Consider the following 12052-nt stretch of genomic DNA (forward strand, 5'->3'; position numbering starts at 1 on the left):
TCGTCGGCCGAAACGCCCATAGAACCGACATACTGGGCAAAATGCTGCGGTGACGGCAGCGTGTGCGGCAGCGGCGAATCCGGGTCCGAGACCGCGTCCTGATCCAGGAACCGTGCGCCCGGAATGTGGGCTGCCTCGTATTCGCCGCGTGCATCACGCTTTTGCGTCGGGAGATACCAGGACGCGTCGATGATCGTCAGGCCCGGTTCGCCGAGGCGCTGCTGCAGCCAGTCCGCGTCGACGGTGAAAGGGCTGTCCTCGGCCATCTTCTTCTCCTGACCGCCTGTTGCGGTGATTGTGCTATTAAAGCGCGTCGCATTGAAGCGGGTTTAGGCGGCGCGCCTTAAGTCCTTGTTTTAAGCATATCGTTCCCAAAACCGGGGCCACTTTCGGGCGACGTGCATTAGGTCGCCGGCATCGGGCCGAAGCGAATGCGGAAGCGCCGGTTCTCGCGGCCCTTCTTCTCGATCTTGCCGATATGGATTTCGCCGACTTCGCCGGTGCTTTTGACATGGGTGCCGCCGCAGGGCTGGCTGTCGACCGAAGCGTTGTCACCGATGCAGACCAGGCGGATCTTGCCGGTGCCCACCGGCGGCCGGACGTTCTTGGATTTCACCAGGCCGGGGTTGGCGGCGAGTTCCTCGTCGCTGATCAGCCTGGTGAAGATCGGGTGATCGGCCCGCACCAGATCCATCAGGCCGGCCGTTACGTCTTCCCTGGTGAAGCTGGCATCCGGAATGTCGAAGTCGACACGGCTGTCATCCTCGGAAACCGCCGCACCCGTGATCGGGAATGGGCAGACGACGGTGAGAAGGTGGCAAGCCGCGTGCATGCGCATCAAGAGGTGCCGCCGCTCCCAGTCGATGGCAAGCTTCACGCGCTCGCCGACCCCCAGCACCGCTTGTTCCAGCGCCGGCACATGGATGATCTCGTCCTTGGTCTCGCCCGTAATGGTGGCGGCAATCGCAATGCGGCTGCCATCGGCGCGTTCGAGATGACCGGTATCGCCCGGTTGACCGCCCGAGGTGGCGTAGAAGATCGTCCGGTCGAAAATGATGCCACCGCGGTCGTTGACGGCGACGATTGTCGCGTCCGCCATGCGCAGATAGGCGTCGTCGCGAAACAGCGCTTCGGTTCTGTGCGCCATCACACGGCCTTTTCGAACGGTACCGAAATGGTGCTCCGCTGCTCCATCCAGCCCGGTATCGGCAGGTTCTTCTCGCGCAGGAATTCCGGGTTGAACAGCTTCGACTGATAGCGCGTGCCGTAGTCGCACAGAATGGTCACGATGGTGTGGCCGGGGCCTAATTCCCGGGCCAGACGGATCGCGCCGGCAATGTTGATGCCGGTCGAGCCGCCGACGCAAAGGCCTTCTTCCTGGATCAGGTCGAAGACGATCGGCAGCGCATCCTCATCCGGGATCTGGAATGAAAAATCCGGCGTGAAGCCATCGAGATTGGCTGTGATGCGCCCCTGCCCGATGCCTTCGGTGATCGAGCTGCCCTCGGACTTCAACTCACCGCTGGTGTAGAAACTGTAGAGCGCGGCGCCCAGCGGATCCGCGAGCGCGATCTTGACGTCCTTGCCCCTGGCCCTCAATCCGAAGGCGACGCCGGCCAGCGTTCCGCCCGAACCGACCGCGGAGACAAAGCCGTCGACCTTGCCGCCGGTCTGGTTCCAGATTTCCTGCGCCGTGGTGCGGATATGGCCGTCACGGTTGGCGACATTGTCGAACTGGTTGGCCCAGATGGCGCCGTTCGGCTCCGTCCTTGCCATCTGGTCGGCCAGCCGCCCCGACAGTTTCACGTAATTGTTGGGGTTCTTGTAAGGCACCGCCGGCACCTCGATCAGCTCGGCGCCGAGCAGTTTGATGGTGTCCTTCTTTTCCTGGCTCTGGGTGTCGGGAATGACGATGACGGTGCGGTATCCCAGCGCCTTGGCAACCAGCGTCAGCCCGATGCCGGTATTGCCGGCCGTTCCCTCGACGATGACGCCGCCGGGCTTCAGCAGCCCCCGCTGCTCGGCGTCACGGATGATGAACAGACCGGCGCGGTCCTTGACCGACTGGCCCGGATTCATGAATTCGGCCTTGCCCAGGATCTCGCAACCGGTTTGTTCGGAAGCTTTGTGGAGGCGGATCAGAGGCGTGTTGCCGATCGCGTCGATCACAGAACGGGCCATTCAGGATTCCTTGTGTAGGTGCGCCGAAACCCTAGAAACCCGAAGCTTCGGTTTCAAGGCAAGAATTTGTCTGGTCCAGTCGCATTTGCGGCGCTGTTTTCGCGCCGGGGCTTCTCGAAACCGGCCTCACGGCCCAGAGTTCATTTCCTCTCTGTGTTGAAATGCATCTTTTCATTCGATTTCTTCATCGCTAGAGCAAGACACGAACAAGTCGACAGGGCGCAGCATGACACTCTATCGAGCCAACCCGAAGCACGGCGTCGCCTGGATCACGGGCGGCAGCAGCGGCATCGGCCGTTCACTGGCCAGGGACCTCGCGGCCCAGGGCTATGCCGTCGCGGTGACGGCGCTCGACGACGATCCGATCGACACGCTTATCGTCGAGACCGCGCAGATGCCGGGCAGTGTCACGGCCTTTCCCTGCGATGTCACCGACGAGCCGCGCATGGCAAGAACGGTCGCCGCGATCGAAAAGGAACTCGGGCCCATCGTGCTCGCCGTCTTCAATGCCGGGAACTACATATCGACGCCGGGTGAAAATCTTGTCGTCAACGACTTTCGCCGTTCCTTCGATGTCAACTATTTCGGCATCATCAACGGCCTGGTGCCGGTCATCGAGCGCATGCGTGTGCGGGCGCGCGGCCACGTCGTGCTGGTCGGCTCGGTCACCGCCTATTTCGGCTGGCCGACCACGGCCGCCTATGGCGGCACCAAGGCGGCGATCAACATCCTGGCCGAGTCGCTGAAGTATGACTTCGACAAGATGAATGTGCGCATCCAGGTGATCAACCCGGGCTTCATCGACACCGCTCTGACCGAGAAGAACATGCTGCCGATGCCGGGACTGATGCCGGTCAGCCGCGCGACGCGCCGCATGGCGCGGGGCATCAAGTCCGGCGGCTTCGAAGTCACCTTCCCGCGCCGGCTGAGCTGGCCGCTGAAGCTGCTCAGCCTGCTGCCGAGGCCGCTGTGCAGAGGGGTGATCAGCCTGATGACCAGCTGGAAGGCGCGGCCGCTGCTCTACGACCGCAAGCCACAAAGCGAATAGAACGCCATCGAGATCGGCAGGTTCCGTCTCCGGGCCGGGCGTTGCCTGTTTGTGGTCGCCGCCATAGGTTGAGAAATGTTCTTTGGAGTCTGCGATGGGGCGACGGATCGTGCTTGCTGTGCTGGGCCTTGTCGCTGTCCTCGCACTGGCCTTCGTGCTTGGCCCGCGCGTTCCTGTCGACACCACGATCCGTTTCGATCCCTCGGTCATCGGCGACGATCCGCAGGCCTATGTGGCGAAGACAGAAGCCGCCATACCTGGAATCCGCGACGGGCTGGATAAGGAGATCGTCTGGGCCAATCCGATGGTGCATGCCAGGACGCCGCTGTCGATCGTCTATATCCATGGCTTTTCCGCATCGAAGGGCGAGGTCCGGCCGCTGCCCGACGAGGTGGCCGACCAGCTCGATGCCAACCTCTTCTACACCCGCCTTACCGGTCACGGGCAGGACGGCGCGGCGATGACGCAAGGCAGCGTCAATGCCTGGATCAACGATTATGAGGAGGCGCTCGCCATCGGCAGGGCGATCGGCGGCAAGGTGATCGTCATCTCGACCTCGACCGGCGGCTCGCTGGCGACATGGGCGGCAACGCAGCCGGGCGCGTCGGACGGGGTGGCGGCGATCGCGTTCATCTCGCCGAATTTCGGCGTCAAAGCTTCCGGCGCCGAGATCCTGACCATGCCGTGGGGCAAACAGATCGCCGATCTCGTCGGCGGCAAGGAACGCAGCTTTCCGACCCGCAACGCCCTGCACGAGAAATTCTGGACGCACAAATATCCGATGGCCGCGACGCTGCCGATGCAGGCGCTGACCGAACTCGCCTACGCCGCGCCGGTGGAAAAGGCGACCATACCGGCCCTGTTCATCTTTTCGGATTCCGACAAGGTGGTGCGGCCTGACCGCACCCGCGAAATCGCCGGGCGCTGGGGGGCGCCGCACGAACTGGTTCCGGTCGACGACACCGGCGATCCCGACAACCACGTCATCGCCGGCGATGCGATGTCGCCATCGACCACGGCCTTTCTGGCGCAAAGGATTGCCGTATGGGTCGAGGCGGTGGCCAAGTAAGCAGACGAAAAGGGCGACCGAAGCATCGCTTCAGCCGCCCTTTCTTTGTCCAGTCACGGGCAATCAGCCAGCCTAAGCTTGACCGATTACAACGTAGCCTGGCTTACGCAGCCCGCGCAGCCGGACGCTTGCCGCCGAAGCGGCGCTTGTTGTTGCCCTTGAAAGGCTTGGCGCCTTCCGGCTTGCGCTCGCCAGCGAAAGCCGGCTTGTCGCCGAAGCGCTTCTTGCCAAAGCCGTTGCCCTTGTTCTCGCCGCCGGGCCGCCTGCCGTCGCGACGGCCATTGCGGTCATTGGCCGGCTCGAAGCGCTCGTTCTTTTCAGCCGGATTGCGCAGCGGATCGGGGCTGCCGAGATGGTCGGCAACGATCGGCAGCTTGGTGCGGATGATGCGCTCGACCTGACGCAGCTTGCTGTTCTCCGACGGATCGCAAAGCGTGATGGCGATGCCGTCCATGCCGTTGCGGCCGGTGCGGCCGATGCGGTGGACATAGCTTTCGGCCTCGTCCGGCAGGTCGAAATTCACGACGTGGCTGATGCCGGGCACGTCGATGCCGCGCGCCGCGATGTCGGTCGCCACCAGAATGCGCACCGAACCCTCGCGGAAATCGTTCAGTGCCTTCTGACGGGCGTTCTGCGACTTGTTGCCGTGAATGACGGCGGCCTTGAAGCCGTCGCGCTCGAGGTCCTTCGTCACCCTGTCGGCACCATGCTTGGTGCGCGAAAAGATGATGACGGACTTCATCGCGTCGTCGGCGAGCATCGTCGACAGCACCTGGCGCTTCTGCTTGGTGCGGGCAAAGACGACGCCTTGCACGATCTCTGCCGCGGCCGTGCTTTGCGGCGCGACTTCGACGCGGATCGGGTTCTTCAGCAGACCCTTGGCCAGCTCGGCGATTTCATTGGGCATGGTCGCCGAGAACAGCACCGTCTGACGGTCGGGCGCGGTCGCCTTGGCGATGCGCTTGACGTCGTTGATGAAGCCCATGTCGAGCATGCGGTCGCCCTCGTCCAGCACCAGCCATTTGGTGTCGGCAAGCATGAGGTCGCCTTCGCGCACCAGATCGGTCAGCCGGCCTGGCGTTGCGATCAGGATGTCGACGCCGGGCGCAACCTTCTTCACCTGGCTGAAGCGCGAGACGCCGCCGAGCACGAGCGCGGTCGAGACATGCGCACCCTTGGCGAGGATCTTGATGGTGTCCTCGATCTGCACGGCGAGTTCGCGCGTCGGCGCGAGAATCAGCGCACGCGCCGTCTTCGGCCGGCGCTTGGTGCCGAGAGCGATGATCTTCGATAGGATCGGCAGCGCGAAGGCCGCGGTCTTGCCCGAGCCGGTCTGGGCGATGCCGAAAATGTCACGGCCTTCCATCTGCGGCGGGATCGCCTGAGACTGAATCGGCTTCGGATCGGTAAAGCCGGCGGCATGGGTCGCCTTGAGCAGCGCGCCCGTAATTCCCAGTGCGGCGAAACCGTTGAGTTCCGCAGTGTTGCTACTGGTTGAAGTGTTCTCGTTGGTCAAAATAATCTTCTTTCACGCGGCTCATGGCCGCAAACGTCGATGGCGGCAGGGCGCAACCTGCCGTCGGATACATTGTCATGGAACGACAAGGCGGCGGACGGTTTCGTCCGCGCGGCTGCGCTGTCGTGCCCGCAGGCATCATGCCACGGGGCTTTTTCGCCACTTTGTGATGTACCGGAAAGAGGGGCCGATATACCGGAAAGAGGGAAAACAGACGCAACCAGTCTCATTCGTCGAGAAGGCCGGATTGTTCCCGGCCCAAGCGCCTATGCCGCCGCATATGGCCCAGTTCGCGACCAAATGCAAGGGGTGTCATGCTGCAGTGCAACAAAAGCGTGGCGTAGGCGGCGCTTGCGCTCGCTTGCCGGCACGATTACCACGAAATGCCGCTGGCTTGGGAGGTAACCGATGAAGGACGTGCTGAAGGAACTCGAGCGCCGCCGCGACATCGCCCGCATGGGTGGCGGCCAGGCCCGCATCGATGCGCAGCACAAGAAGGGCAAGCTCACCGCGCGTGAACGCATCGAGGTGTTTCTCGACGAGGGCTCGTTCGAGGAGTTCGACATGTATGTCGAGCACCGCTCGACCGACTTCGGTATGGAAAAGACCAAGATCGCCGGCGACGGAGTCGTCACCGGCTGGGGCACGGTCAATGGCCGCCCGGTTTACCTCTTTGCCAAGGACTTTACCGTGTTCGGCGGGTCGCTGTCGGAGGCGCATGCCGAGAAGGTGATCAAGGTGCAGGAGATGGCGTTGCGCAACCGCGCGCCGATCATCGGCCTCTATGACGCCGGCGGTGCGCGCATCCAGGAAGGCGTGGCTGCACTCGGCGGCTATGCCGAAATCTTTCAACGCAACGTGCTCGCCTCCGGCGTCATTCCGCAGATCTCGCTGATCATGGGCCCTTGCGCCGGCGGCGACGTCTATTCGCCGGCGATGACCGACTTCATCTTCATGGTGCGCGACACCTCCTACATGTTCGTCACCGGACCCGATGTGGTGAAGACCGTCACCAACGAAACCGTGACCGCCGAGAGCCTCGGCGGTGCTTCCGTCCACACGACGAAATCCTCGATCGCCGACGGCGCCTACGACAATGACGTCGAGGCGCTGCTGCAGATGCGCCGGCTGGTCGACCTGCTGCCGGCCTCCAACACCTCGGAGATCCCGGAGATCGAATGCTACCAGTCGGTCACCGACCACGATCTGTCGCTCGACCGGCTGATTCCCGACAACGCCAACAAGCCCTACGACATCAAGGAGTTGATCCTTAAAGTTGCCGACGAGGGTGACTTCTTCGAGATCCAGCAGAATTTCGCCAAGAACATCGTCACCGGGTTTGGCCGGGTCGAGGGCCGTACGGTCGGCTTCGTCGCCAACCAGCCGATGGTGCTGGCCGGCGTGCTCGATTCCGACGCCAGCCGCAAGGCGGCGCGCTTCGTGCGCTTCTGCGACTGCTTCTCGATCCCGATCGTCACCTTCGTCGATGTCCCCGGCTTCCTGCCCGGCACCGCGCAGGAATATGGCGGGTTGATCAAGCACGGCGCGAAACTCCTGTTTGCCTATGCCGAGGCGACCGTGCCGAAGATCACCGTCATCACCCGCAAGGCCTATGGCGGCGCCTATGACGTGATGGCGTCAAAACACCTGCGTGGCGACATGAATTACGCCTGGCCGACGGCGCAGATCGCCGTGATGGGCGCCAGGGGCGCGGTCGAGATCATCTACCGCAAGGACATCGGCGACGCTGAAAAGATCGCAGCCCATACAAAGGCTTACGAGGATCGCTTCCTGTCGCCCTTCGTCGCCGCCGAGCGCGGCTATGTCGATGAGGTGATCATGCCGCACTCGACCCGTCGCCGCATCGCCCGCGCGCTCCGGATGCTGCGCAACAAGGACATGCAGAACCCCTGGAAGAAGCACGACAACATCCCGCTGTGAGGCGCTGATGTCGCTCCTTTCGGAGGCTGTCGAGCAGCTACTCCTCTTCCGCCGCGCCAAATCCTGCTCCCATGGTGGCGCGGACGGAACTGCCCCACGGTGTGGCGTGGTTGTCGATGCGCATCTGGAAGATGAAATAGGTCGGCGAGCAGAAGCCGATGCCTTTCACTTTTGCAATGCCCGGCGTGTCTGATGGCAGCGACTGGCACATATAGTCCTCGCGGCAGAAATGATCGGCCGAACAGGCCGGCCGGTTGCCGCGATTGACGGCGCCGCCAAGACATTGGTCGAAATTGTTGGTGGCCACGCAGATGTCGAATTTCTTGCCGCCGACCAGCCCGCAGATCTCGTTCGGCATCGGCCGGCCGGCTTTGAAGGCCGCGAAGGCTCGGTCCTTGTCGTCGCAGCCGCGGTAAGCGATACCGCCAGGCACGCCGATTTTCGGCGGACGGCAGGTGTAGGCGGTGCGCGACACATCCGGCGCGAACGCCGCGAACTGGCCCGATATGCTGTAGCGGTCGTTGAACGGCCGCGTGGCGTTGCTGGCGATCGAGCCGGTCAGGCAGGGATGGCCTGAAAACATCATTTCGCTGCCCTTGGGCAGCAGGCACTGCGCCAGTTTCGTCCGCACGCCCGAAGCAGTGGCCAGCGGCGTGCAGACGGTGCCGCCGCCGCATTGCCAGGTCGTGCCGAAGCGGGCGGCATCGTCCGGCATCAGGCACGGCATCGCCATCTCGGCCGGTGCGTAGTCCACCGCGCCGGCGTCCGTCCAGGCGGCAGGCGGTGCAAACGAGAGCGGACGGAAGCGGTTCGGCTCCTTGCCTTGCGCCGTGGCGCGCAGCCAGGCCTGGCGGCGCGGAATCTCGGCGTGAAGATGCGGCGAAATGCCGACCTCGATGCGGTTGAGCGGCGACGTCGTCTTGTCGTCGAGGCCGATGAAATGGAAACCGGCCGTGGAACCAGCCTGATGGCAACCCTGGCAGGCGCCATTGTCCAGCCGCTCGACCAGCGCTTCCGGGGTGCGCACCAGTTTTAGCCCGGAATAATCGAGCGATGCGAATTGCTCGGGCGGGAGCAGCGGCGCGAACGGGTGGTTGGCCTGCCGCGCACTGCCGAAGGTCGACCACGAGATAACCTTCCTGGCCAGGAATTCGTCGGGGATTTCAAAGACGCCGTCGTCGATCGCCCGCAGGTTGGCGCCGACATAGGCAGAGAGCCTTGCCTTCAGCGCCGCGTCTTGCGACAGCCGCGCGGTGTCGGGCGTGTTCTCCAGCGGCTTCTCGCTGACGGTCCCGCCATCGACGCCGAATATCCGCATGAGATAGGCGGCCTGGCCGCCGAACTCGGTTTCCTGGCCGGAGGGAAAGCGCACCACCTGGGCGTTGAGTTCCAGCTGCTTGAAGGTCAGCCCGGCTTTCTCCAGCGGCCCGCCGGTCAGCCAGCCGGCATCGACGGTCTCGTCGAGCTGCGGCGTCCAGCGCCCGGCAACGCCGACGCAGCCGCCATCGGCATCGGGTGCCGCGCTGTAGACGGCGTTGAAATTGAACGGCAGACGCGACGCCAGCAGCTTGCCGTTTTTGCGGAAGCTGTAGGCCAGGCGATAGACGAAACGCACCTCGCCGCAGCTCTTGTCACCCAGCAGCACCGCGAAGTCGCGACGGTCGAGCCGGTTGACGACGCCGACCAGCCGGAAGCGCGCCGCATCGGTCTTCAGCCAGCGCATGTCCATGATGCGGCCGACATTGCCGTCGGTGACCTCATAGAGCGGCCGCCCGCCGGCCTTGATGTCGGCGCGCAGTGCGGCAACATCTGATGCCACCGTGTCGACAATGGCATGATAGGCCGGCGCCTTGTCGTAAAGGGTTTTCAGATCGCCCTCGCCCGCCGCGCCGAAAAGACCGGCAAAGCCATAGCCTTTGGCATCGAGCGCAGCGAGTACGGCCGGGTCGTCGACGATCGTCAAGGGACCTTCGGCGCGCGCGGCCGACGCCACGAAGACAGCAAAGAGGGTGGCGAGCAGCAGAGCCAGGGCGCGGCTCATCGGGCGGCCGTACGCGCTTCGACAAGGTCGCGCAGCACCGGCACCAGCGCCAGCGGCAGATCCTCGGCGATCAGCCCCGGCCCAAACAGACTGCCGGCCTCGGTATGGATCCACACCGCGGCGCAGGCCGCTTCGAATGCCGGCATGCCTTGCGCCAGCAGTCCGGCGGTGAGCCCTGACAACACATCGCCCGACCCTGCGGTGGCCAGCCACGGCGCGCCGTTGGCGTTGATCGCCGCTCGGCCATCAGGAGAAGCGATCACCGTGTCGGCGCCCTTGTAGACGATGACGGCATTGGCACGCACGGCGGCCAAACGCGCTTTGTCAAGTTTGGATGCGGCAATGTCGCCGGCGATGCCGGGAAACAGCCTGGCGAACTCCCCATCATGTGGCGTCATCACCAGAGCCGATGCGTCCGATCGGCGAGAGGCTTCGAACAAGACATCGGGCGCCTCGCGAAACGAAGTGATCGCGTCGGCGTCGAACACGAGGCCGTCAATGCGGGTATCCCTTGGCAGGGCAGAGCTGAGCAGAGCTAGTGCAAATTTCCGCGTCCTTTCGCCAACGCCGAAACCAGGCCCGAGAACAAAGGCCGACGGCCGGCGTTCGCCGATGAACTCGTCGATGTCGACGCTGTCATCGGCCTTGCGCAACATGATCGAGGTGAGATGCGCGGCGTTCACCTGCATGGCGTTGGCCGGCGACAGCACGGTGACCGCCCCTGCCCCGCTTCTCGCGGCGGCAAGTGCCGACAGTCGCGCGGCGCCCGTCGCGCTGGGGCCGCCGGAAAAGACGCCGACATGGCCGCGCTTGTATTTGTGTGCGTCCACCGCCGGCACGGGAAATTGCCGCAACCACAGGTCGGGCCCATTCTCGAAGGTCGACACGGCGAGCTGGGCGACGATGCCGTCGCCGATGCCGATATCGGCGAGCACGATCTCGCCGCATCGCTCGCGTCCCGGGAGCAGCAGGTGGCCGGGCTTTTTTCGTGCGAAGGTGACGGTGATGTCGGCGCGAAACGCCCTGCCCAATATCTCGCCGCTTGCTCCTGAAACGCCTGACGGCAGGTCGACCGCGATCACAGGCAGGCGCAGAGCTGAGGCAGTGTCGACGGCTTTCGCGTCATCGCCGGACAGCGGCTTGGACAGCCCGGCCCCATACAGTGCGTCGACCACGATCGAGCCGGCCTCGGCGTCGAAACCGGACAGTGGCCGAGGCTTGAGCGGACATTGCTTGGCGGCGAGTGCCGCATCGGTTTCCGGCCTCGGCGTACCGCTTGCCCAGATCGTTGTGCCGACGCCACAGCCGGCCAGGATGCGGGCAACGACGTAACCATCGCCGCCATTGTTGCCGGGCCCGCACAGCACATGGACGTGCGTCGCCGCCGGATAGCGCTTGAGGACCTTGGTCGCAACCGCCTCGCCCGCGCGCTGCATCAGGCCATAACCATCGAGCGGACCGGCGGCAATTGTCAGCTGATCGGCCTCGCTCATTTGTGCGGGGGAAAGAAGTTCGTTGCTCATGGATTGCCGATCCGCATTCGATCAAGCATTGTCCAATTTTCGATCCGAAGCAAACAAAGGGGGAGTTGGCAAAATTTGCGGCCATATTGTTGGGATGAGGGCATCGCAGGCACAAATCTGCCCGCCGAATAGGCGATATGCCTAATTGTTGTGCGGATGCAGGCGCCGGCGTCGTGGCGGCTCCAACAGCCCATGCCGCATCCGATGCAGCGAATGACGCGAATTTGCATCCCGGTGCGGCTCGGCTTTGAAATCGTATGAGACCGCTTCAAATCTGTCCAATTGGCACAGTTCGTGCTTGATGGAGGCGCAAGCGGGGGCTCACAACCCGTTTTTTTGGCAGTGGAGGCCACTTTTTACATGAAAAAGATCGAAGCGATCATCAAGCCATTCAAGCTGGACGAAGTGAAGGAAGCGCTTCAGGAGGCCGGACTGCAAGGCATCACGGTCACCGAGGCCAAGGGCTTCGGTCGTCAGAAGGGCCATACGGAACTCTACCGCGGCGCAGAATATGTCGTCGATTTTCTGCCCAAGGTGAAGATCGAGGTCGTGCTTGGCGACGACGCGGTCGATGGAGCGATCGAGGCCATCCGCAAGGCGGCCCAGACTGGCCGTATCGGCGACGGCAAGATCTTCGTCTCCAACATCGAGGAAGTCGTGCGAATCCGCACCGGCGAAACCGGCATGGACGCGGTCTGACCCGCCCCGGCCATCCTCGCGAAAACGTCATCAT

The 12052-nt window shown here is 63.7% G+C and carries 10 protein-coding genes; 4 read left to right on the forward strand and 6 right to left on the reverse strand.

Annotated elements, in window-relative coordinates; all coding sequences use genetic code 11:
• The 3 genes from ACFSQT_RS05715 to ACFSQT_RS05725 form a co-directional block, all read right to left on the reverse strand.
• Positions 1-266, reverse strand: a 266-nt coding sequence (locus tag ACFSQT_RS05715) for a rhodanese-like domain-containing protein (protein WP_379017407.1), incomplete at its 3' end; no start/stop codon positions are given.
• Between the two features lie 137 nt (positions 267-403).
• The gene (locus ACFSQT_RS05720) at positions 404-1147 is read right to left on the reverse strand and encodes an alanyl-tRNA editing protein (protein ID WP_379017408.1); all 744 of its coding nucleotides are present in this window, start codon (positions 1145-1147) and stop codon (positions 404-406) included.
• A complete protein-coding gene (locus tag ACFSQT_RS05725; RefSeq protein ID WP_379017409.1) occupies positions 1147-2181 on the reverse strand; it encodes a cysteine synthase A in 1035 nt (344 codons plus the stop codon). Before ACFSQT_RS05725 ends, ACFSQT_RS05720 begins: the two co-directional genes overlap by 1 nt.
• Positions 2182-2407: 226 nt before the next feature.
• Here ACFSQT_RS05725 and ACFSQT_RS05730 point away from each other — a divergent pair, with 226 nt between their 5' ends.
• Both ACFSQT_RS05730 and ACFSQT_RS05735 read left to right on the forward strand, forming a co-directional pair.
• Positions 2408-3229, forward strand: coding sequence for an SDR family oxidoreductase (locus ACFSQT_RS05730; RefSeq protein WP_379017410.1), 822 nt, complete (start codon positions 2408-2410; stop codon positions 3227-3229).
• Positions 3230-3323: 94 nt separating this feature from the next.
• Positions 3324-4298: an alpha/beta hydrolase gene (locus tag ACFSQT_RS05735; protein WP_379017411.1), complete on the forward strand. Its 975-nt coding sequence runs from the start codon at positions 3324-3326 to the stop codon at positions 4296-4298.
• Between the two features lie 103 nt (positions 4299-4401).
• On the opposite strand, the gene ACFSQT_RS05740 is transcribed toward ACFSQT_RS05735, so the two are convergent.
• The gene (locus ACFSQT_RS05740; RefSeq protein WP_379017412.1) at positions 4402-5814 is read right to left on the reverse strand and encodes a DEAD/DEAH box helicase; all 1413 of its coding nucleotides are present in this window, start codon (positions 5812-5814) and stop codon (positions 4402-4404) included.
• A gap of 408 nt (positions 5815-6222) precedes the next feature.
• Here ACFSQT_RS05740 and ACFSQT_RS05745 point away from each other — a divergent pair, with 408 nt between their 5' ends.
• Complete coding sequence (locus tag ACFSQT_RS05745) at positions 6223-7755, forward strand: acyl-CoA carboxylase subunit beta (RefSeq protein ID WP_379017413.1); 1533 nt, start codon at positions 6223-6225, stop codon at positions 7753-7755.
• Between the two features lie 37 nt (positions 7756-7792).
• On the opposite strand, the gene ACFSQT_RS05750 is transcribed toward ACFSQT_RS05745, so the two are convergent.
• Both ACFSQT_RS05750 and ACFSQT_RS05755 read right to left on the reverse strand, forming a co-directional pair.
• A complete protein-coding gene (locus tag ACFSQT_RS05750) occupies positions 7793-9910 on the reverse strand; it encodes a hypothetical protein (protein ID WP_379017414.1) in 2118 nt (705 codons plus the stop codon).
• Positions 9793-11319 (reverse strand): NAD(P)H-hydrate dehydratase, encoded by a 1527-nt coding sequence (locus ACFSQT_RS05755; protein ID WP_379017415.1) that lies wholly within the window; start codon positions 11317-11319, stop codon positions 9793-9795. The genes ACFSQT_RS05750 and ACFSQT_RS05755 overlap by 118 nt, the downstream gene beginning before the upstream one ends.
• A 360-nt stretch (positions 11320-11679) precedes the next feature.
• Between ACFSQT_RS05755 and ACFSQT_RS05760 the strand changes: the two genes are divergently transcribed.
• Positions 11680-12018: a P-II family nitrogen regulator gene (locus tag ACFSQT_RS05760; protein WP_379017416.1), complete on the forward strand. Its 339-nt coding sequence runs from the start codon at positions 11680-11682 to the stop codon at positions 12016-12018.
• Positions 12019-12052 lie beyond the last annotated feature (34 nt).

The organism is Mesorhizobium calcicola, assembly GCF_042682105.1.
Lineage (GTDB): Bacteria > Pseudomonadota > Alphaproteobacteria > Rhizobiales > Rhizobiaceae > Mesorhizobium > Mesorhizobium calcicola.

Excerpts from the sequence above, each read along its gene's own strand:
- ACFSQT_RS05760 (WP_379017416.1), top strand. The coding sequence starts at position 11,680 with ATGAAAAAGATCGAAGCGATCATCAAGCCATTCAAGCTGGACGAAGTG.
- ACFSQT_RS05735 (WP_379017411.1), top strand. The coding sequence starts at position 3,324 with ATGGGGCGACGGATCGTGCTTGCTGTGCTGGGCCTTGTCGCTGTCCTC.
- ACFSQT_RS05725 (WP_379017409.1), bottom strand. The coding sequence starts at position 2,181 with ATGGCCCGTTCTGTGATCGACGCGATCGGCAACACGCCTCTGATCCGC.
- ACFSQT_RS05745 (WP_379017413.1), top strand. The coding sequence starts at position 6,223 with ATGAAGGACGTGCTGAAGGAACTCGAGCGCCGCCGCGACATCGCCCGC.
- ACFSQT_RS05755 (WP_379017415.1), bottom strand. The coding sequence starts at position 11,319 with ATGAGCAACGAACTTCTTTCCCCCGCACAAATGAGCGAGGCCGATCAG.
- ACFSQT_RS05730 (WP_379017410.1), top strand. The coding sequence starts at position 2,408 with ATGACACTCTATCGAGCCAACCCGAAGCACGGCGTCGCCTGGATCACG.
- ACFSQT_RS05720 (WP_379017408.1), bottom strand. The coding sequence starts at position 1,147 with ATGGCGCACAGAACCGAAGCGCTGTTTCGCGACGACGCCTATCTGCGC.